Origin of the sequence: Novosphingobium sp. ERN07 (assembly GCF_012641335.1) — a bacterium.
Classification (GTDB): domain Bacteria; phylum Pseudomonadota; class Alphaproteobacteria; order Sphingomonadales; family Sphingomonadaceae; genus Novosphingobium.
The window spans coordinates 16,856-33,837 of record NZ_JABAID010000006.1 but is presented as its reverse complement, the minus strand read 5'-3'; the positions used below and the strand labels follow the sequence as shown (position 1 = coordinate 33,837).

At 62.1% G+C, this 16,982-nt stretch carries 30 protein-coding genes; 7 read left to right on the top strand and 23 right to left on the bottom strand.

The genetic code is table 11. The annotated features are described in order from the left end of the window. The first annotated feature begins 133 nt into the window (after positions 1-133). The 6 genes from HGI47_RS10140 to HGI47_RS10115 all read left to right on the top strand — a co-directional run bounded on the left by HGI47_RS10140 (position 134) and on the right by HGI47_RS10115 (position 3,772). Positions 134-469 (top strand): DUF6481 family protein, encoded by a 336-nt coding sequence (locus tag HGI47_RS10140; RefSeq protein ID WP_168852662.1) that lies wholly within the window; start codon positions 134-136, stop codon positions 467-469. Positions 470-538: 69 nt separating this feature from the next. Beyond that, positions 539-1,234, top strand: coding sequence for a spermidine synthase (locus tag HGI47_RS10135; RefSeq protein WP_168852661.1), 696 nt, complete (start codon positions 539-541; stop codon positions 1,232-1,234). A gap of 74 nt (positions 1,235-1,308) precedes the next feature. Beyond that, on the top strand, positions 1,309-1,506 hold the full coding sequence (locus HGI47_RS10130; protein ID WP_168852660.1) for a hypothetical protein: 198 nt from the start codon (positions 1,309-1,311) through the stop codon (positions 1,504-1,506). Positions 1,507-1,514: 8 nt separating this feature from the next. Continuing rightward, positions 1,515-2,609 (top strand): serine hydrolase, encoded by a 1,095-nt coding sequence (locus HGI47_RS10125; protein WP_206066116.1) that lies wholly within the window; start codon positions 1,515-1,517, stop codon positions 2,607-2,609. A 41-nt stretch (positions 2,610-2,650) separates the two neighbouring features. Further along, positions 2,651-3,091, top strand: coding sequence for a homogentisate 1,2-dioxygenase (locus HGI47_RS10120; protein ID WP_168852658.1), 441 nt, complete (start codon positions 2,651-2,653; stop codon positions 3,089-3,091). A 33-nt stretch (positions 3,092-3,124) separates the two neighbouring features. Beyond that, positions 3,125-3,772 (top strand): trimeric intracellular cation channel family protein, encoded by a 648-nt coding sequence (locus tag HGI47_RS10115; protein WP_168852657.1) that lies wholly within the window; start codon positions 3,125-3,127, stop codon positions 3,770-3,772. Positions 3,773-3,810: 38 nt separating this feature from the next. On the opposite strand, the gene HGI47_RS10110 is transcribed toward HGI47_RS10115, so the two are convergent. The 8 genes from HGI47_RS10110 to HGI47_RS10075 form a co-directional block, all read right to left on the bottom strand. Further along, positions 3,811-4,812, bottom strand: a complete 1,002-nt coding sequence (locus HGI47_RS10110; protein WP_168852656.1) for an NADPH:quinone oxidoreductase family protein — start codon at positions 4,810-4,812, stop codon at positions 3,811-3,813. Between the two features lie 94 nt (positions 4,813-4,906). Beyond that, entirely contained in the window at positions 4,907-5,515 is a 609-nt protein-coding gene (gene leuD / locus HGI47_RS10105; protein WP_168852655.1) for a 3-isopropylmalate dehydratase small subunit, read from the bottom strand. A 156-nt stretch (positions 5,516-5,671) separates the two neighbouring features. Beyond that, positions 5,672-5,833 carry an LPXTG cell wall anchor domain-containing protein gene (locus tag HGI47_RS10100; RefSeq protein WP_206066139.1) on the bottom strand — a complete coding sequence of 54 codons (162 nt, stop codon included), beginning with the start codon at positions 5,831-5,833 and terminating at the stop codon, positions 5,672-5,674. Between the two features lie 60 nt (positions 5,834-5,893). Further along, a complete protein-coding gene (locus tag HGI47_RS10095; protein WP_168852653.1) occupies positions 5,894-6,391 on the bottom strand; it encodes a DNA-deoxyinosine glycosylase in 498 nt (165 codons plus the stop codon). Next, on the bottom strand, positions 6,388-7,470 hold the full coding sequence (locus tag HGI47_RS10090) for a zinc ribbon domain-containing protein (RefSeq protein WP_206066115.1): 1,083 nt from the start codon (positions 7,468-7,470) through the stop codon (positions 6,388-6,390). Before HGI47_RS10090 ends, HGI47_RS10095 begins: the two co-directional genes overlap by 4 nt. A 55-nt stretch (positions 7,471-7,525) precedes the next feature. Further along, a complete protein-coding gene (locus HGI47_RS10085; protein WP_206066114.1) occupies positions 7,526-8,056 on the bottom strand; it encodes a hypothetical protein in 531 nt (176 codons plus the stop codon). Between the two features lies 1 nt (position 8,057). After that, complete coding sequence (gene leuC, locus HGI47_RS10080) at positions 8,058-9,491, bottom strand: 3-isopropylmalate dehydratase large subunit (protein ID WP_168852651.1); 1,434 nt, start codon at positions 9,489-9,491, stop codon at positions 8,058-8,060. Positions 9,492-9,601: 110 nt separating this feature from the next. Continuing rightward, positions 9,602-9,997 carry a hypothetical protein gene (locus tag HGI47_RS10075; RefSeq protein ID WP_168852650.1) on the bottom strand — a complete coding sequence of 132 codons (396 nt, stop codon included), beginning with the start codon at positions 9,995-9,997 and terminating at the stop codon, positions 9,602-9,604. Between the two features lie 135 nt (positions 9,998-10,132). Here HGI47_RS10075 and HGI47_RS10070 point away from each other — a divergent pair, with 135 nt between their 5' ends. Further along, a complete protein-coding gene (locus HGI47_RS10070) occupies positions 10,133-10,651 on the top strand; it encodes a sterol desaturase family protein (RefSeq protein ID WP_168852649.1) in 519 nt (172 codons plus the stop codon). Here the strand turns inward: HGI47_RS10070 and HGI47_RS10065 are convergent. From HGI47_RS10065 to HGI47_RS09995, 15 genes are all read right to left on the bottom strand, one after another. Then, positions 10,648-11,670, bottom strand: coding sequence for a DUF4349 domain-containing protein (locus HGI47_RS10065; protein ID WP_168852648.1), 1,023 nt, complete (start codon positions 11,668-11,670; stop codon positions 10,648-10,650). The genes HGI47_RS10070 and HGI47_RS10065 overlap by 4 nt on opposite strands. A gap of 102 nt (positions 11,671-11,772) precedes the next feature. Continuing rightward, positions 11,773-12,336 (bottom strand): DUF4145 domain-containing protein, encoded by a 564-nt coding sequence (locus HGI47_RS10060; protein WP_168852647.1) that lies wholly within the window; start codon positions 12,334-12,336, stop codon positions 11,773-11,775. A gap of 84 nt (positions 12,337-12,420) precedes the next feature. Further along, the gene (locus tag HGI47_RS10055; protein ID WP_168852646.1) at positions 12,421-12,771 is read right to left on the bottom strand and encodes a YbaN family protein; all 351 of its coding nucleotides are present in this window, start codon (positions 12,769-12,771) and stop codon (positions 12,421-12,423) included. Positions 12,772-12,779: 8 nt separating this feature from the next. Then, on the bottom strand, positions 12,780-13,193 hold the full coding sequence (locus tag HGI47_RS10050) for a SufE family protein (protein WP_168852645.1): 414 nt from the start codon (positions 13,191-13,193) through the stop codon (positions 12,780-12,782). A gap of 123 nt (positions 13,194-13,316) precedes the next feature. Further along, positions 13,317-13,493 carry a hypothetical protein gene (locus HGI47_RS10045; protein ID WP_168852644.1) on the bottom strand — a complete coding sequence of 59 codons (177 nt, stop codon included), beginning with the start codon at positions 13,491-13,493 and terminating at the stop codon, positions 13,317-13,319. Then, complete coding sequence (locus HGI47_RS10040) at positions 13,490-13,702, bottom strand: hypothetical protein (protein ID WP_168852643.1); 213 nt, start codon at positions 13,700-13,702, stop codon at positions 13,490-13,492. Before HGI47_RS10040 ends, HGI47_RS10045 begins: the two co-directional genes overlap by 4 nt. A gap of 27 nt (positions 13,703-13,729) precedes the next feature. Next, a complete protein-coding gene (locus HGI47_RS10035; RefSeq protein ID WP_168852642.1) occupies positions 13,730-13,978 on the bottom strand; it encodes a hypothetical protein in 249 nt (82 codons plus the stop codon). A 12-nt stretch (positions 13,979-13,990) separates the two neighbouring features. Next, positions 13,991-14,263 carry a hypothetical protein gene (locus tag HGI47_RS10030; RefSeq protein WP_168852641.1) on the bottom strand — a complete coding sequence of 91 codons (273 nt, stop codon included), beginning with the start codon at positions 14,261-14,263 and terminating at the stop codon, positions 13,991-13,993. Then, positions 14,260-14,565 carry a hypothetical protein gene (locus HGI47_RS10025; protein ID WP_168852640.1) on the bottom strand — a complete coding sequence of 102 codons (306 nt, stop codon included), beginning with the start codon at positions 14,563-14,565 and terminating at the stop codon, positions 14,260-14,262. The genes HGI47_RS10030 and HGI47_RS10025 overlap by 4 nt, the downstream gene beginning before the upstream one ends. Further along, complete coding sequence (locus HGI47_RS10020; protein WP_168852639.1) at positions 14,562-14,903, bottom strand: hypothetical protein; 342 nt, start codon at positions 14,901-14,903, stop codon at positions 14,562-14,564. Before HGI47_RS10020 ends, HGI47_RS10025 begins: the two co-directional genes overlap by 4 nt. Then, positions 14,903-15,184 (bottom strand): hypothetical protein, encoded by a 282-nt coding sequence (locus HGI47_RS10015; RefSeq protein ID WP_168852638.1) that lies wholly within the window; start codon positions 15,182-15,184, stop codon positions 14,903-14,905. Before HGI47_RS10015 ends, HGI47_RS10020 begins: the two co-directional genes overlap by 1 nt. A gap of 56 nt (positions 15,185-15,240) precedes the next feature. Beyond that, a complete protein-coding gene (gene pspC / locus HGI47_RS10010) occupies positions 15,241-15,615 on the bottom strand; it encodes an envelope stress response membrane protein PspC (protein WP_168852637.1) in 375 nt (124 codons plus the stop codon). Next, entirely contained in the window at positions 15,612-15,920 is a 309-nt protein-coding gene (gene pspB, locus HGI47_RS10005; protein WP_168852636.1) for an envelope stress response membrane protein PspB, read from the bottom strand. The genes pspC and pspB overlap by 4 nt, the downstream gene beginning before the upstream one ends. Before the next feature lie 3 nt (positions 15,921-15,923). Beyond that, entirely contained in the window at positions 15,924-16,763 is an 840-nt protein-coding gene (pspA, locus tag HGI47_RS10000; RefSeq protein WP_168852635.1) for a phage shock protein PspA, read from the bottom strand. Then, positions 16,763-16,969, bottom strand: coding sequence for a hypothetical protein (locus tag HGI47_RS09995; protein ID WP_168852634.1), 207 nt, complete (start codon positions 16,967-16,969; stop codon positions 16,763-16,765). Before HGI47_RS09995 ends, pspA begins: the two co-directional genes overlap by 1 nt. Between the last annotated feature and the right edge of the window lie 13 nt (positions 16,970-16,982).

The window sequence follows — 16,982 nt, the reverse complement described above, 5'->3', positions numbered from 1 at the left end:
CCGATTGAAGGGGGCCGTCCGTGAAGGGCGGCCCTTTTCGTTTTTTTGCCGGGAACCACTGGGCCGTTGCGGCGTGACATCCTTGGCCCACGCTGCTAGCGGCCAAGCTAAATTAAGAAAGCAGACGAATATCATGGCAGGATACAAAGAACCCGGTCTCGGCGACCGTCGCAACGCTTCGGCCGAAGCGCGCGCTAAGGCGATCGAGGCGCTGAAAGCAAAGGCGAAGGCGCCCGTCGATCCGGCGGTGCTGGCAGAGCGCATTGCGCGCGCCGAAGCCAAGGAAAAGGCTGAGGCCGAAAAGCGTGCCGTCGCACAGCGGCGCCGTGAAGAGGAAAAGGCTGAAAAAGCACGCATCGCTGCCGAAAAGGCCAATGTGCCGCCCCCGCCCAGCCAGGAAGAGCTAGACGCGCAGCGCAAAGCCTTGCGCGATGCCCGCTATGCCGCCCGCAAGGCGCGGAAGAAGTAGATTTTGGCCGACGCAACGCTGGTCCAGCACTCCGCACAAACCTCTCCAAATGCCGCTATTCCACCCCCGATGTGGGAACTGGAAGAAGGCGATGAATTGCTCGATACTGCCCGCGTGCCCAATGGCGCGCGTCTGAGGTTGGTGCGTAATGGCGAGGATTTCGTCATTCTGCTCGACCGCAACGAGTTGATGAGCACCGACGTCTGCGCTTCCGAAGTGGCGCTGGCAGAAATGACCTGTGCCCGCCTTGGCAAGCGCGCTGCACCGCAATTGCTGATCGGCGGATATGGCCTAGGCTTCACCTTGCGCGCGGCGCTTGCCGTGCTCGATAGTAGCGCGGGCGTGGCCGTGGCGGAGATCGTGCCAGAAATCGTTGCATGGGCGCGCGGGCCGATGGAGCGCCTCACCGCCGGATGCCTCGACGATCCGCGCGTGCAACTTGTTCACGATGATGTGGCCATGCTGATAGATGCGGCGTGTGGTGGATACGACGCCATACTGCTCGACGTGGACAATGGCCCCGAAGGCCTGACCCGCAGCGTGAACGACTGGCTCTATTCCGAAAGCGGGCTGCAGGCGGCATCCCGGGCGCTGCGCCCCGGCGGCATTCTGGCCGTTTGGTCCGCCTTCAAGGACAAGGCCTTTGTCGCCTTGCTGGAAAAGACCGGTTTTGCAGTCGAAGTCGTGGATGTCGATGCCGGCGAAGCGCCAAAGCCGGGCAAGGTGCCGCTGGAACATGTGATCTTCTTCGCCAGGAAGGCTTGAAGATCACGCACCTTTTGTTTGTGCCTCGCCGCACGCGGCGGTAACCGCAACCTTTGAATCGAAGGAGCGCCACAATGGCCATCAAGCTGAACCTGACCGAAGACGAAGTTGAAATCCTGATCGATGCGCTGGAAGCCGACATGGAAGGCTATGTCGAAGCGACCAAGGAAGCACGCGGCAACAACAACCGCGAAGACGTGAAGACTTTCACCGAAGCGGCTGAGCGTATTCAGGCGTTGAAGGGCAAGCTGGAAGCGCTGATCGGCGCATAACCGCGCCGATGCGTTTGACCCGCCGTATTGTTGTTGGCGCGCTGGCGGCGGGCGGTTTGCTGCCGCGCCGGATCGCGGCACAGCGGCGGGAGATAGCGCTGGACGAATGGCTGGCTGTGCCCATGTCGCCTCAGTCGCTCGCGGCCATCCGCAGCGCGGTCGGCACCCCCGGCATGGCCGCGTTCTGGCAGAGCGGTTCGGCCCCGCCAGCGTTCCTTGCCGATGGTCTGCGCGCCGCCGGGCATCCTGAACCGGTGACGCCGCCCGACAAATGGCACATCGGCTCGATCACCAAATCGTTCACCGCCACGCTGTTTGCCCGCGCGGTGGAAGCAGGCGCGATAGCGTGGGACACGCCGCTGGGCAGCGTTTTGCCAAAGGTGCCGCGCCGCTATCGCGCGCTGACCGCGATAGAGCTGCTCAGCCACCATTCGGGATTGCCCAAGGACATTCCGCTGGGTGAGCTGTTTGCGATGCCGCAGCGCGAAGCCGATGCGCGCGAAAGCCGCCGCCGCTTTGCCAAACTTGCGCTGGCGATGATGCCTGAGGCCAAGCCGCACCGCCGCATGATCTACTCCAACGCAGGCTATGTGCTGGCCGCGCGGATGCTGGAGGAAAAGACCGGCATGCCGTGGGAAGCGCTGCTGCGGCGCGAAGTGCTGGAACCGCTGAGGCTTTCCAGCGCAGGGTTCGGCCCGCCCGGTTCAGCAGACAGCTTCGACCAACCGTGGGGGCATGATCAGGGCAAGCCCGTATTCGCCGACAATCCGGCCGCGATGGCGCCGGCCGGCGGGTTGCATATGAGCATTGCCGATCTGGCGGCATGGTTGCGCGCGCATCGTGACCGCGCGGGCCTGCTTCGCCCGCAAAGCTGGAAGCTGTTGCACACCCCGCAGTTCGGCAGCGACATGGCTTTGGGCTGGTTCGCTGGAGCAGACGGCAGCCTCTGGCACAACGGATCGAACACGCGCTGGTATGCCGAAGTGCAGATCGACCAGCAAAGCGGCGTGATCATGGGGCATTGCGGCAATGACATGGCGCTGTTCTACCGTCAGCGCGCGCTTTTGCCCGCGATGCGAATGGCGGCATTGCAGCACGGATAAAGGTGCTGGACAGGCATGCTATATCTGCCAGTATATAGATTATGATCGCCATTCGAACCGCTGCACTGGCGCTGTTGTGCCAGTTTACCACACCCGCCTATGCTCAATCCGCGCCGGAATGCCCGCCCTCACCCAGCGATGCGCTATGGCCGCAAGGCGCGCCGCGCGCTGCCGACGGCACGCTGACGCTTGGCACGCCCGCGCAGATCGGCCTGACGCCCGATGGCAAAGGCAAGCATAAGGGCGGCGGCAGCATCACGGTGACCGCGCCCGGCACCTATGAATTCGCGCTGGGCAGTGCGGCGTGGATTGATGTGGCAAAGGATGGCGTAGTTCTGACTTCGACCAGTCACGGCCACGGCCCTGCCTGTGCGGGCATCCGCAAGATCGTGGGCTTTGCGCTTCAACCCGGAACTTATGACGTGCGGCTTTCTCGCAGTGATAGCGATACTGTGCAGGTGATGGCCAGCCTCTCGCGCTAGCGCTGCCCGCGCCGAGGCGGTAAGCCTTGCCGGATGCCTATCTCTGTTCCCACTGCCGAAATCGCGCCACTGATTGGCCTGCTCGATCTTGCCGGCATTGCCGTGTTCGCCCTTTCGGGCGCGCTGCTTGCCGGGCAATTGCGGCAAACCTTCGTGACGATGGCGTTCTTCGCGCTGGTTACCGGCGTGGGTGGGGGATCGGTGCGCGATCTGCTGATCGGCGCGCCAGTGTTCTGGGTGCGTGATCCGTGGGTGGCGCCCGTGTGCCTCGGCGTGGCGCTGGTGGCATGGTTCACCCCGCATCGCTGGTGGGACAGGCCCGTGTTGGAATGGGCTGACGCCGCAGGGCTTGGGGCCTATGCGGTGCTGGGCACGGCCAAAGCGCTGGCATTCGGCGTGCCGCACGTTCCTGCGGTGCTGATGGGCGTGATTACGGGGTGCGTTGGCGGGATCATTCGCGACGTGCTGGCAGGCAGGCCTTCGATCCTGATGCGGCCAGAGCTTTACGTGACGGCAGGCGCGCTATCATCGGTCCTCTGCGCCGGAGGGGCTGCGCTGGGGCTGGCGAACGCCATTGTCTGGCCGGTGGCCGCGCTGGCGGGGTTTGGCCTGCGCGGCGCGGCGATTTACTGGCGCCTAGGGCTGCCGGTTTATACAGTTGGTGCAACGGAAACCGACTGAGGCCCACGCCTGCGCGGGGGCGCTCGGCCTCGGTCGCGTCACCCGATCATCTCGACCACAACCTTGCCCATCGCCTGCCGGTTTTCCAGCAGAGCAATCGCTTCGCGTCCCTCGTCCAGCGAAAAGCGTTGCGACACGCGGGGGTTGATCTTTCCGGCTTTGAGCAGTGCGAACAGTTCTTCGACCTCGGCCTTGAATGCTGCCGGTTCGCGCGCCGTCCATGCGCCCCAGAACACGCCGCAAACGTCACACGATTTCAGCAGCGTAAGGTTGAGCGGTAGCTTGGCGATGCCCGCAGGGAAGCCTACCACGAGGAAGCGGCCTTCCCACGCGATGGCACGCAGGGCGGGTTCTGAATAGTCGCCGCCAACGATATCATAGACGATATCGGCACCGTTCGGGCCACAAGCGGCCTTGAACTGTTCGGCCAAGGCTTTGGATTGCGCCTTGTCGAACGGCGGACGGCCATAGATCACCACGTCATCCGCCCCGGCTTCGCGCGCGACAGCGGCCTTTTCCTCGCTGGAAACCGCAGCAATCACGCGCGCACCGAACGCCTTGGCCAGTTCCACCGCCGAAAGGCCGACGCCACCTGCTGCACCCAGCACCAGAACGGCTTCGCCCGCCTTGATATGGCCGCGATCCTTCAACCCGTGGATGGTGGTGCCATAGGTCATCAGCAGCGATGCGCCGGTAGCGAAATCGACGCCATCTGGCAGCGCAAACAGGCGGCTGATCGGGGCCACGATCTTTTCGGCAAGGCCGCCGTTGCCGATCATGGCGATCACGCGGTCACCCACGTTCCACCCACTAACGCCTTCGCCCAGCGCCTCAATCGTCCCCGCCAGTTCGCTGCCGGGGGCATAGGGCCGCTCCGGTTTGAACTGGTACAGATCGCGGATCATCAGCGTATCGGGGAAATTGATCGAGCAGGCGTGAACGCGCACGAGGACTTCGCCCTTGCCCGGCACGGGATCGGGCAGATCGTCCATGACCAGCGTTTCAGGACCGCCTGCCGCGTGGGTGCGCAGAGCCTTCATTCAACTTCTCCCAATGCCTTAGCGGAATCGATCCGCCCGAAGTGCCAAAGGAAGCAAGTTTTCAGAGGCTTGGGAAGCCCCCTTAAGCGAACGATTAAGCCGCCGCTACGGCATCCGTGCCCTTGGCAAGGAACGGCAGACCTTCGCGCATTCTGGCTTCGTGCGCTGAAATCGCATCGCCGCGGGCCATCGTCAGGCCGACTTCGTCAAGGCCGTTTGTCAGGCAGTGCTTGCGGAACGGATCGATTTCAAACTGGAAGCGGTCCTGAAACGGCGTGGTCACGGTCTGCGCTTCCAGATCGATGAACACCGGATCGGTCTGCGCGACTTCCATCAGACGGTCGATGGCTTCCTGCGGCAGCACGACGGTCAGGATGCCGTTCTTGAAGGCATTGCCCGAAAAGATATCGGAAAACGAAGGCGCGATCACGGCCTTTACGCCCATGTCGCCCAGCGCCCAGGCGGCGTGTTCGCGGCTGGAACCGCAGCCGAAGTTGTCACCCGCGATCAGGATCGGGGAGCCGGCGAACTCGGCACTGTCGAAGATATTGTCCGGATCTTCGCGCAGGGCTTCGAATGCGCCCTTGCCCAAGCCCTGACGGGTAATCGTCTTGAGCCATTTGGCAGGGATGATCACGTCCGTATCGACGTTCTTGCGGCCGAACGGGATCGCCCGTCCTTCGATCTGCTTCACCGGTTCCATGCAGGCGCTATAGCTTGGCGCGTCGGCGATGCAATGGTCACAATGCCCATACGCTCGTCATTCCCGCGCAGGCGGGAATCCAGTCGACAACCGTTGAAGCTGGATTCCCGCCTGCGCGGGAATGACGAATTTGGTATTGGGTAGGGTTGGAAGCAGTCAATCGGTTTCAGGCGTTTCGGCAGGCGGAACCTTCGGTTCGGTCTTTTCCGCGCGTTCCTTGCGGCGCGAGGCATAGAGCAGGGCCGCTGCCAGCGCTGCCGAGCCGATCGCCGCGCCCGCCATTGCTGCCTTGCCGGTCCAGTCCGTCTTCTTGGTCACGCTTGGAAACTCCTTGAATTGCAAGACCAAGATTGGCCGCATGTCACACAAATGCAAGGATCAGCGCAGGAATTTCCGCAGGTTCGTCCATTCTGCCAGCTTGGCGTCAAACGCCAGGGCTGCGTGGGCCGGACTGCTGGATGGCAGGCGCAGCAGAGCAAAGTCCCCTGCCCCCGCCAGTTGCCGCGCACCGATGCTGGCCGATTTTGCACCGTTGAACGCCACGCAACGCAGAGCCGGAAGCGAGGCCAAGAGCATGTCCAGCGCGTTGGGTTCCACATCGCGGATCGCGGTATCCAGACTGCCGGAGCGGGTGGCAGAACCGATGGCATCCCACAGCCCGATGCCATGCTCGCGCAACCTCGCCAGCCGGGCGTCATAGTCCAGCGCAGCGATATCCACACCGATCACCGCGCCGACCAGCCGCCAGAACTGGTTGCGCGGGTGCGCATAGTATTGCGCAGCGACAAGGCTCGCCTCGCCCGGCAGGCTACCAAGGATCAGGACGCGGGTATCTCTATCGACAATTGGCGCAAAGGACGCCTTGCGCTCGGTCATGCAGGCGCAAGCGTCGCGTCGTCCTTCGCCTTCTCGTCCTTGGCAGGCTTGCCACAGGTCATGCAGAAGCGGAAAAATGCCATCTTGCGCGTGTTGCAGGCGTGGCAGTGATCGAAAAGCGTCATGCCGCAATGGACGCAGAAATTGGCTTCGGCATCGCCGGTCGTGGAAATCGGCCGGTCGCAACCGGGGCAGACCTTGGCCGACATCTTCTTGAAAGCCTCGTCATGACTGAGTCTTGCGCGGCGTTCCTGTTCGGCCTGCTTTTCCACTTCCTGACGCTGCGCCAAATAGGCGCGCATGTTCTTCACAAGGAAATGCCCCGCCGCAAACGTCAGAGCGATGCCCACGATATAGCGGATATAGCCGCCGTAGCTGGGCAGATAGGGCACCAGTTCGACGAAGAAAACGAACACCGCCGCAAGCACGAAACCGCGCATGAGCGGCCAGTGATCGCTCTTGCGCTTCTTCATCACCATCCATGCGGCGACGCCCAGCATGGGCAAGGTAATAGCCAAGCGCAGCCCGAACACGCGCAGTTCCTGCCAGAACATCGCGCGTTCCTGCGCAGGAATTGCGGCGTCGATCAGGGCATTCTGCCGCATGCGAAGTTCACTCTCGCGCTGGTCGAGCGGGGTACGCTGGTTTTCAAGGTCGGCAATCGCCTGCTGGATCGCGCGCTCGTTGCCCTTCAACTGCTCCAGTTCGCGCGTGCGGCTAATGACTTCGGGATCTTGTTGCGGATTGGTCGTGGCTGTACGCGCCGCGATCCACGCGCGGAACGTCTCTTCGGCATTGCCCGACAAGCGCTGCGCCTGTTCCAGTTGCAGCCGCTGAATGCCCAGCTTGTCGTCGATGGCCGTGCGCTGCACCTCGATCTTGCGCACCTCGGCGCGGATCTGGCGGACTTGCGGTGTGTCCTCTGGCGGCGCGGTATAGACCTGACTCTCCACCATAGGCAGATCGCCAATCACCAGATTGCCAAGACCGATGATGAAGCCTGCAAAGACGATGGAAACCAGCCACAGCACGCCGCGATAGAGCCGCTCCGGCACACGCACGCCCTTGATCACGTCCATCCGCAGTCCCTCCTCTTTGTAGCAGAGGCTAGGGACGCAAATGCGGCTTGTAAATCTAGCGCTGCACCAGCGGGCTTACGCGGTCGCGCCCAGCTTCCCATTCCTGCCATTTTTCACCTAAGCCGGGATGATCGATCGCGCCTTCGCGCATGGCCGCAGCAGCTTGGGCTGCAGGCAGCGGCGGGAGCGGGCCGCCATCACCCATCACCAGTTCATCGCCCAGCAGACGAAACCCTTGCGCAGCGGGGCGGAAGGCCTGCACCACGGTCAGCACGTTGCCGCCGTTCTGCACCACATCGATGACCAAGGCATCGACATCGCCGGCGGGCGTGCCGACTTTCACCTGTCGGGCAATGGCGCAATCGGGCCACTGCGCCGCGCCCCCGGTGATAAAGGCGCGCGCCTTGTCGTCCTGCTCCTTGGGCGTTGCGCCATCGAAGCTTTGCAACTGGCGGCTACCATCGCCGCGCATACACAGCGATTGCGGCTGATAGGTGCCCCCCGGCGGCAGGTCCGATGCCGACCAGAAGGCATGGGCCATCAGGAACCCTGCCAACTGGAGCGCGGCTGTCGGCAACCCAGCCATCTTAGCCGATCAGCTTGCGCACGTCAGTCAACCGCCCGGTCACCGCCGCCGCAGCAGCCATCGCCGGGCTAACGAGGTGCGTGCGCGCACCCGGCCCTTGGCGGCCGACGAAGTTGCGGTTGGAGGTCGATGCGCAGCGTTCGCCCGCAGGCACCTTGTCCGGGTTCATGCCGAGGCAAGCCGAGCAGCCCGGCTCGCGCCATTCGAAACCGGCCTCGGTAAATATCTTGTCCAGCCCCTCGTCCTCGGCCTGCTTCTTCACAAGGCCTGATCCGGGCACGACGATGGCCCACTTCACGTTGTCCGCCTTCTTGCGGCCTTTCAGCACGGCGGCGGCAGCGCGCATGTCTTCGATGCGGCTGTTGGTGCACGAACCGATGAAGATGTTCTGCACCTCCACGTCCTCCATGCGCTGCCCCGGCGTGAGGCCCATGTAAGCGAGGCTGGCCTTGGCGGCTTCCTGCTTCGACGGATCGGCAAACGATTCCGGCGCGGGCACCACGCCCGAAATCGGCAGCACGTCTTCAGGGCTGGTGCCCCACGTGACCGATGGCGCGATATCCTTGGCGTCGATCACCACAACCTTGTCGTATGTCGCGCCCGCATCGGTGGCGAGGCTGGTCCACCATGCCATCGCCTTGTCCCAATCGGCACCCTTCGGCGCATAGGGACGGCCCTTGAGGTAGGCGAACGTCTTTTCATCCGGCGCGCAAAGGCCTGCGCGCGCGCCATGTTCGATCGCCATGTTCGATATGGTCAGACGGCCCTCGATGGACAGATCGCGGATCACCTGCCCCGTATATTCGATGACCGAACCGGTGCCGCCCGCCGCGCCCAGCACGCCGGTGATGTGCAGCACCACGTCCTTGGCCGTCACGCCCGGCAGCAGCGTGCCTTCGACGCGCACTTCCATGCTCTTGGACTGCTTGAGCAGCAGCGTCTGCGTGGCGAGAACATGCTCAACCTCGCTGGTGCCGATGCCGAAGGCCAGCGCGCCCAGCCCGCCGTGGCAGGCGGTGTGGCTGTCACCGCACACGATGGTCGCGCCCGGCAGCGAAAAGCCCTGCTCAGGCCCCACAACGTGGACAATGCCCTGCTCCGCATCGGCATCCCCGATGTAACGGATGCCGAACGCGGGCGCATTGCGCTCCAGCGCTTCGAGCTGCTGCGCGGATTCGAAGTCGGCAATCGGCACGCGCGCGCCATCGGCGGTGCGACGCGCGGTGGTGGGCAGGTTGTGATCGGGCACCGCCAGCGTCAGATCGGGGCGGCGCACCTTGCGGCCCGCCGCACGCAATGCCTCAAAGGCCTGCGGGCTGGTCACTTCGTGAACGAGATGCCGGTCGATATAGATGAGCGCGGTGCCATCATCGCGCTGTTCGACAACGTGGGCGTCCCAGATCTTCTGGTAAAGTGTGCGCGGATTCTGTGTCATAGGTTGACGCGGTTAGGCCCGCCCTCCCTGCAATTCAAGCAGGAAAGGGCGGGCCATCACCGTCTCCGGCGTAATTTTGTTACGCCATGTGGTTATTTTCCTCTGTCGGATCAGTATCGGCGGCCATCACGATCACGCTTTTCCAAGTGGAGGCGCGAATTGACGGCGGCAACGCGGCGTTCCAGCGTACGGTGTTCCGTCACCGTCAGACCACGGTTGGCATAGCGCGTGTAGGTCTGCTGAATGTCGCGAACGTCGCGGCGCAGGCCCAGCGCTTCCTGATGCGAAATCACGCGGTTGGCGCGGGCACGGTCGATCCGGGCATCAAGTGCATAGATATCGCGGCGGATATCGGCATTGCGAGCAGGCGTCAGATACGAGGCTTCCGCACGGTTGCCGCCCGGATAGCGATCGTTGTCGCGGTTGCCGACGTGGGCCGATGCGGTTCCGGCGAAGCCTGCCGCGAGCATCGTCGAAAGGGCGGCGGCGATAATGGTCTTGCGCATTGGATTTCTCCTCACTTGTCTGTGAAGCCAATTTGCCGCCAGTCGCCTGAACGCCAGAAAAACAACCCGTCGCGCCTTTCGGGCAAAGTGTAAGAATGTGTCGCGGAGAGCATTTGCGCGGTGTATGGAGCGCCCATGCAGACCTTCACTGCCTTGCTCATCGTGATCGCCACCGTGCTGGTCATGGAATTCGTGGCGTGGTCCAGCCACAAGTACATCATGCACGGCTTCGGCTGGGGCTGGCACCGTGATCACCACGAACCGCACGATGGATTCTTTGAAAAGAACGACCTCTATGCCGTGGTCGGCGCGGCCATATCGATCAGCTTCTTCATCCTCGGCAGCCCGCTGGTGCTGGGCGCAGAGGCATGGTGGCCCGCCACCTTCATCGGCCTCGGCGTGATGGCATACGGCGCAATCTACACACTGGTCCACGACGGCCTAGTCCACCAGCGCTGGTTCCGCTGGGTGCCCAAACGCGGCTATGCCAAGCGACTGGTGCAGGCCCACAAACTGCACCACGCGACAATCGGCAAGGAAGGCGGGGTGAGCTTCGGGTTTATCTTCGCGCGCGATCCGGTGGTGTTGAAGAAAGAACTTCGCGTGCAGCGGGAGCGCGGGATTGCGGTGTTACGGGAGGCGGTGGAGGGTTAGGCTGCGTTAGCAATTTGCACAGCTTCTTTGTCTTGCGGTCGTTTTTTCCAGAAACGGAGACGCATACCGAAACGATGCAATACCCAGCGCAAAGCAAGGGTCAACAGCACAATAGGAAGCAAAGCCGCGACTGCATAGATGATTGCAGCGATGGAAACGCCAATCGTTGTCTTCGTTGATCTTAGCGCTGTCAGGATTGGCCGTCCGAACCCAAGCTGAGAATCCCCAAAATAGGGCTGATATTGGATTTTAACTTCACTGAAGCGGATTCGGCCACGATATTGCTGCAATTTGGAACGCGATTCATCGACTTCCTCATTCACGTCAGCAATGGCCTTTTCAGCCGCAATCAGCTCCTCGACCCCGCCGCGATTGTTCTTCAAGATTTCGGTAAGCTTATCGCGCAACACAAGGCGTGATTGAAGCCGCGCTTCAGTGTCGATGATAGTGTCCGAAAGGTCCTCGCCGTCACGAACGGACGATACCAATTCCCCGCCGAGTTCAGTGGCAGGCTTTGATAGTGCCTTTTCAAACTCCCCCGCCTCAGTCGCAGCAACCTGAAGTTCGACTTCGCCATATGCATCAATTCCATCACTGCTGGCTTGCGAAGTCCGCATCACCCGGCATTTTGGCGTCATCCCCTCACAGATTGCGGTATGTGCCCGCTGCAGCTGAGCAACCTTGTCGCCGCTGATTTGAAATCCAAAGCCATAGGAATAAGCGATTTGGGGTTGGGATGCGGTGGGTGGTGGTTGAACGGCTGACGACGCTTCTGCTGGTTTTTCTACAGTCAGGGTTGCCGCCATTGTTCGGGCCCGAGGTGCATCTCCGCCGAACAAGTCTGATGCCTGTGGTTGTTCCAAAGCCTCGGCAAAACCAAATTTGTTCTGAGGCGCGTCCCCATCGCCCTGCGACGGTTCGATTTGCGAAATGACTTCTTCTGCGGCAGATTCCGCTGGCTTTTCACTGCAACCGGCAAGCAGCGCCAAAACAAGCATAGTAGAAATACGTTTGCCCATTGCCTGCCCTTGTCGAAGATATTGTTTAAAAAAGGCCGCATTGGCGACCGACGCACTTCAACGGTTTAGAGCCGCAAGTAGCGCTGAAAGCAATCGGGCAAATCAAGCCAACCTGATCTCATTCAGCACCCCCTTCGCCAAGTTCCTGAACCGCAAAGCGTCGGACACCGAGATGTCCTGATTGTGCGCGGCGGCGTTGCGAAGCGCGCGCATTTCGCCGATCATGCCGACGGTGCGGGCGGGCAGGACGCCGCGTTGCTGGAGGGCGCGGCTGGCTTTTGCGGCGTCGGTGCTGGCAAGGGCGTGGGCCAAGGCAAGGCCCTGCAGCGCCTCTTCCACGCGCGACCATGAATCAAGCACGGCGGCATTGGGCGAGAGGTCGAGCAGCTTGATGAAGCGGCCGTGATCGCCGGTCAGGGCTATTTCCGGACCGTCCGGCTCGGCCAGCGCGGGTGGGGCTTCGGATTCCAGCCGGTCCAGTTTGTGGGCAAAGCGCGCCGCCTTGTCGCCCCAGCTCAGTTCATCCAGCCGCGCCAGCAGGGTCAGCAGCGGGCGGCGGAACACCAGCGCGATCACCAGCGCTGCCAGCGGCCATGCCAGCGCGCCGATCAGGCTGACAACCCAAGACATCCAGTCCTCAGCAGGGCCAATGGTTAGGGAAATCATGGGGCGAATCCGTTCCGTTCAAGTCTTTGCGGACTCTACCAGAAAAAGAACAAATAAGGAACATTTCTTATCGGCAGTTCGCAGCTATTCGGCGCGAGTCCATATCCATGTGCCGGTAACGCCCATCACGCCCGCCGGGATCAGCACCCACGGCCAGCCTGCCGTCACCGCCGTCAAAACCACGCCAAAAGCCATTGCCCCCAGCGCCGCCACTTTTCCTTTTCGCGAAATCGCCCGTCGTTCGCGCCATTCACGCAAAGGCGGGCCATAGCGCGGGTGATCGAGCAGGCGCTGCTCCCACGCCGGGTTTGACCGGGCAAAGCAGAAGGCCGCCAGCAACAGAAACGGCACCGTCGGCAGGAGTGGCAGGAAAGCGCCGATTGTACCCAGCGCCACACTCGCTATGCCGCCTGCCAGATAGAGGTGACGACGCAAATCCCGGCTCAGGCCGCAGCGGCAAGGCGTGCCGCATGTTCACGCACCAGCGCGATCATGTTCGGCACGCCCTGGGTGCGGTTCGAGGACAGTTGCTTCTTCAGATCGAACGGGGCCAGCGCTTCGGCAATGTCGGTTTCGGCCACTTCACGCGCAGGCCGATCCTGCACCGCAGATAGCACCAATGCGACGATGCCCTTGGTGATGGCGGCGTTGCTGTCAGCCAGAAAATGAAGTGTGCCGCCATCTCCCTGCGTCGGATAGACCCAGACGCTGGCCGAACAGCCGCGCACCAGCGTAGCATCGGTTTTCAGCGCGTCGGGCATGGCTTCCAGCTCGCGCCCCAGTTCGATCAGCAGGCGATAGCGTTCATCGCCATCAAGGAATTCGTACTCTTCAAGGATATCATCGAGTTTGCGCATGATTCGCATCTAGCGGGTGGTTGGGTTGGCGTCCACCGCCTGCATGGGCAGTGCGCATCACCTGCAACCAAACCTCCCGCGTCCCCGCGAAGGCGGGGGAGCATGGCATTGTGATGGTTGCCGCTAGCCCGAAATCCCGCCCGGCCGCGTCAGCGCATACCAGATGACATAGAGCCACGACAGGATGCCGTGGACGGCAGCCCAGATGATCGACTTGTTGAGGCTCCACGATATCGCCACCGCAATGGCCGAGCCAAGGCCTATGCCCGCCTTGGCGGCCCCTTCGGTCCGCCCGCTCACAGGTCAACCCCGGCGGCGATGGCTTCGAGCTTGCGCAGGCGTTCGCGCATGTCGGCAAGGTCGATCAGGCTTGCGGTATCGCCGGTTTCATGGCGTTCGATTTCAAGGCGTTTCAAGGCCAGCCATCCGTCCCAGCCGCGCAGGGCTGCAAGGGCAATCATGGCAAGACCGGTGAGGCCTGAGAAGGCTAAGACAAAATCGGAAGTCATGTCAGCAACTCCCTGTTGCGATTGAAATTACTTGTCGCGCAGCGATTCGATTTCGCGCGATAGGCGGCGGGTTTCGCCTTCATCGGTGGCGATACGTTCCAGCACTTCCAGCCTCTTGCGCAAGTCTGCGACTTCGCGTTCGAGGCTTGCGGTGTAAGCAGCGTCGGCATCGGCGCGCTCGTATCCACCGCTCCCCCGATTGCGGTCGCGGTTCATGCGGATATTGGCGAAAGCGATGATCGCAGCGATGGCAACCATTGCACTCCAGAATGACATCGTGATTATTCCTCAATTCACCTTGGCATCGCGCAAGTTCTCTATGCGCAGCGCCAGATCGGCGTTGTTTTCGGTGGCGATGCGTTCCAGCACGCGCACCCGCTGTTCCAGCCGCTCGGCCTGCGCGGCATATTGCGCTGCCTTTTCAGCAGTTTGCTTGGACAGCAGTTCCAGTTCGCGTTCGCGGAAAGCCAGACGGCGTTTGTACATGTCGGACAGCACCCCCAACATCACCGGCACGACCACCAGCATGAAGGCGAGGCCGTAGATCAGGTCTTCGCTCATTGCGCTCTCCTGTCATCCTGATGACGCAGGGCGTCGATCTGGTTGGCCACGGCAAAGCCCCGGTCGGTGACAATCGCCTCGACATTGGTCAGCCGCTGGTGCGTGGCATCAAGCTGCTGGCGCAAAAGGGCATTTTCATCACGCAGCCTGGCCATCGCCTGATCGTCGGCACGGTCGGTCTTGCCGCCCCATTCGTCTTCCAGCGCATAGCCGTGACGGGCGCGGATCCAGTTGTTGATCACCCAGCCCCCGGTCGAGATCGCGATGATGGCGAGGACGAATTCCGGCCCGGCCCAGTTCATTGGGGCCTCCTGTCGCTACCTTCAAGGCGAAGCGCCTCAATCTGCTGGGTCAGGCCAAAGCCGCTGTCCGTCACGATCCGCTCGACATTGGCAAGCCGATCCTTGACCGATCCGAGTTCGGCGCGAAGCTGGGCGTTTTCCTGGCTGAGCAGCTTGATCCGCTCAAGCTCGGCGCTGGAAGTCTTCGGGTAAACCGCCTGTCCCCACGCCCCGTCCAGCGGGTATCCGTGGCGAATGCGCATCCATGTGATGATGACCCATCCGGCCACGCCTGCCACGGTAATCGTGCCGATCACAGGAGCCAGTTCGACGAGCTTTGAAACTTCTTCGATAGCCATCACACCCTCCGGTCTTCAAGCGCCGAACTATCCCGGCGAAGCGCTTCGATCTGAGCGGCGGTGTCGAAACCCTTGTCGGTGACGATGCGCTCAAGGACGCGGACGCGCTCTTCAAGTTCGCGGGTGTGCTGGGCGTATTGGGCGGCCTTTTCGGCGCTCAGTTCAGCGGTGGCGGCGATCTGCATCTCAGCGATCTTTTCGCGGTGCTTGGTCCATGTCTTCACGATCGGAATGCACAGCGCGATGATCGGGATTAACACCCCAATTTCGGCAGCGTTCATGGCGGTCAGTCCCCCTCAGGACGGGTTAGATGCGTCTAGGTGCAGCTAGGTGCAGTTCAGCGCAGCTTCTCGATTTCGGCCGAAAGGCGCGGGTTCGAGTTGACGTAGAAGCTTTCCACATCGGCCAGACGGCGATCGATATCGCGGAAGCTGGCGCGCACTTCGCGGGCAGTGCGGGCGGGCGACTGGCGGACGCCCTGCCAGAACTTCTGCTCCTCACGGTCGCTGTAGAGGTAACCGGGCTTCTTGGAAGCAAGGATGCCGAGCGCGAAGTAGAGGAAGAAGGGCCAGCCCATCGAGAAAGCGAGGATCAGGAAGCCGAGGCGGATCCAGAGGGCATCGACGCCGGTGTAATCGGCAATCCCCGAACAGACGCCCATGAACTTGCCGTTGACCTTGTCGCGGTAAAAGCGGGTGCGTGGGCTGCTCACTTTACGGTCCTTCCCTGTTCGGCGAACATGCGGTCAAGTTCGCGCAGTTTCTGATTGTCGGTTTCACGGTCGTGCATGATGCGCGCCGGTTTGAATTCCGGATTGTCGGCAGCGACAAGGCGCTCGACGGTGTCCATGCGATCATCGAGCCGCTTGGCGAGCTGGTAAAGCTCCTCCAGCAGGGCCTCATCGCCACTGGTGAGGGTTGGCGCGGTCTTCCACTTGGTGATGTAGTGGAGGATCAGCCACGGCAGGCCGACGAACAACATGCCGACGACGCCGATGGGAACGAGAACGTCTTCCATGACTTAGCCTTCCTTCCCAAGCTGGCGCTTCATCGCTTCGAGTTCCTCGTCGATCTTGTCCTGCCCGGCGAGCGCGGCGATCTCGTCGGCAAGGCCCGGCTTACCCGAACCATCGGCCAGGCTCAGCGCATCGGCGCGGCCCTCGGCATAGTCGACGCGGCGTTCGAGCTGGTCGAAGCGGGCCATCGCCTCGTCCACGCGCTCACTGGCGAGCAGGGTGCGCAGGCGAACGCGGTTTTCGGCGCTTTCGAGGCGAGCGGCAATGGCCGTCTGGCGGCTGCGGGCTTCGCGCAGGCGAGTCTGCAGCTTTTCGATGTCCTGCTCGTAGGCGCGCATCGCATCGTCCAGGACGGTAATCTCGGTGCGAAGCTGGTCGCCCATGTCGGCGGCCTTCTTTTTTTCGACCAGAGCGGCGCGGGCCAGATCTTCACGATCCTTCGACAGCGCAAGCTGGGCCTTTTCCGACCAATCGGCCTGAAGACGTTCCAGCTTTGCCACGTGACGGCCCATTTCCTTCTGATCGGCAATGGTGCGGGCGGCAGAAGCACGGACTTCGACCAGCGTCTCTTCCATCTCCATGATGATCATGCGGATCATCTTGGCAGGATCGTCCGCCTTATCAAGCAAGTCGTTGAAATTGGCGGCAATGATATCGCGAGTCCGCGAAAAGATGCCCATCAGGTTTACTCCGGCATTGAAAGAAGAAGGACGGATTGAAGAACCGTTGCTCTGGCCAAAAGCGTTGTTGGCCGAAGCGCGAAGGAGATCCAGTTCCACATCAAGGCGGGTGGTGCGCCCACCCTCTTTACCCTGCGGACGGATCGGGGACAGTTCGTCGGTCATCATGCAAGCTCACCGGTGATTGCCGCGCTCGACGCCACGACGGTCGGCACCTGGCTGACCTGCTGGCTGAGCGCGAAGCAGCACATCACCACAACCGCACCGATGCTGGCGAGACTGGCGCGACCAAGCTGGGTGGAGAAGAAGCGGGCGGTGTACATTTTCATGACCTTTCGGCGGGTTGAACCGGTGATTTCCGGGTTGTTCATGGATTAGCAAGCC

Coding starts and splice junctions, on each gene's coding strand:
- HGI47_RS10140 (WP_168852662.1), top strand. CDS start 134: ATGGCAGGATACAAAGAACCCGGTCTCGGCGACCGTCGCAACGCTTCG.
- HGI47_RS10135 (WP_168852661.1), top strand. CDS start 539: ATGTGGGAACTGGAAGAAGGCGATGAATTGCTCGATACTGCCCGCGTG.
- HGI47_RS10130 (WP_168852660.1), top strand. CDS start 1,309: ATGGCCATCAAGCTGAACCTGACCGAAGACGAAGTTGAAATCCTGATC.
- HGI47_RS10125 (WP_206066116.1), top strand. CDS start 1,515: ATGCGTTTGACCCGCCGTATTGTTGTTGGCGCGCTGGCGGCGGGCGGT.
- HGI47_RS10120 (WP_168852658.1), top strand. CDS start 2,651: ATGATCGCCATTCGAACCGCTGCACTGGCGCTGTTGTGCCAGTTTACC.
- HGI47_RS10115 (WP_168852657.1), top strand. CDS start 3,125: ATGCCTATCTCTGTTCCCACTGCCGAAATCGCGCCACTGATTGGCCTG.
- HGI47_RS10110 (WP_168852656.1), bottom strand. CDS start 4,812: ATGAAGGCTCTGCGCACCCACGCGGCAGGCGGTCCTGAAACGCTGGTC.
- leuD (WP_168852655.1), bottom strand. CDS start 5,515: ATGGAACCGGTGAAGCAGATCGAAGGACGGGCGATCCCGTTCGGCCGC.
- HGI47_RS10095 (WP_168852653.1), bottom strand. CDS start 6,391: ATGACCGAGCGCAAGGCGTCCTTTGCGCCAATTGTCGATAGAGATACC.
- HGI47_RS10090 (WP_206066115.1), bottom strand. CDS start 7,470: ATGGACGTGATCAAGGGCGTGCGTGTGCCGGAGCGGCTCTATCGCGGC.
- HGI47_RS10085 (WP_206066114.1), bottom strand. CDS start 8,056: ATGGCTGGGTTGCCGACAGCCGCGCTCCAGTTGGCAGGGTTCCTGATG.
- leuC (WP_168852651.1), bottom strand. CDS start 9,491: ATGACACAGAATCCGCGCACACTTTACCAGAAGATCTGGGACGCCCAC.
- HGI47_RS10075 (WP_168852650.1), bottom strand. CDS start 9,997: ATGCGCAAGACCATTATCGCCGCCGCCCTTTCGACGATGCTCGCGGCA.
- HGI47_RS10070 (WP_168852649.1), top strand. CDS start 10,133: ATGCAGACCTTCACTGCCTTGCTCATCGTGATCGCCACCGTGCTGGTC.
- HGI47_RS10065 (WP_168852648.1), bottom strand. CDS start 11,670: ATGGGCAAACGTATTTCTACTATGCTTGTTTTGGCGCTGCTTGCCGGT.
- HGI47_RS10060 (WP_168852647.1), bottom strand. CDS start 12,336: ATGATTTCCCTAACCATTGGCCCTGCTGAGGACTGGATGTCTTGGGTT.
- HGI47_RS10050 (WP_168852645.1), bottom strand. CDS start 13,193: ATGCGCAAACTCGATGATATCCTTGAAGAGTACGAATTCCTTGATGGC.
- HGI47_RS10040 (WP_168852643.1), bottom strand. CDS start 13,702: ATGACTTCCGATTTTGTCTTAGCCTTCTCAGGCCTCACCGGTCTTGCC.
- HGI47_RS10035 (WP_168852642.1), bottom strand. CDS start 13,978: ATGTCATTCTGGAGTGCAATGGTTGCCATCGCTGCGATCATCGCTTTC.
- HGI47_RS10030 (WP_168852641.1), bottom strand. CDS start 14,263: ATGAGCGAAGACCTGATCTACGGCCTCGCCTTCATGCTGGTGGTCGTG.
- HGI47_RS10025 (WP_168852640.1), bottom strand. CDS start 14,565: ATGAACTGGGCCGGGCCGGAATTCGTCCTCGCCATCATCGCGATCTCG.
- HGI47_RS10020 (WP_168852639.1), bottom strand. CDS start 14,903: ATGGCTATCGAAGAAGTTTCAAAGCTCGTCGAACTGGCTCCTGTGATC.
- HGI47_RS10015 (WP_168852638.1), bottom strand. CDS start 15,184: ATGAACGCTGCCGAAATTGGGGTGTTAATCCCGATCATCGCGCTGTGC.
- pspB (WP_168852636.1), bottom strand. CDS start 15,920: ATGGAAGACGTTCTCGTTCCCATCGGCGTCGTCGGCATGTTGTTCGTC.
- pspA (WP_168852635.1), bottom strand. CDS start 16,763: ATGACCGACGAACTGTCCCCGATCCGTCCGCAGGGTAAAGAGGGTGGG.
- HGI47_RS09995 (WP_168852634.1), bottom strand. CDS start 16,969: ATGAACAACCCGGAAATCACCGGTTCAACCCGCCGAAAGGTCATGAAA.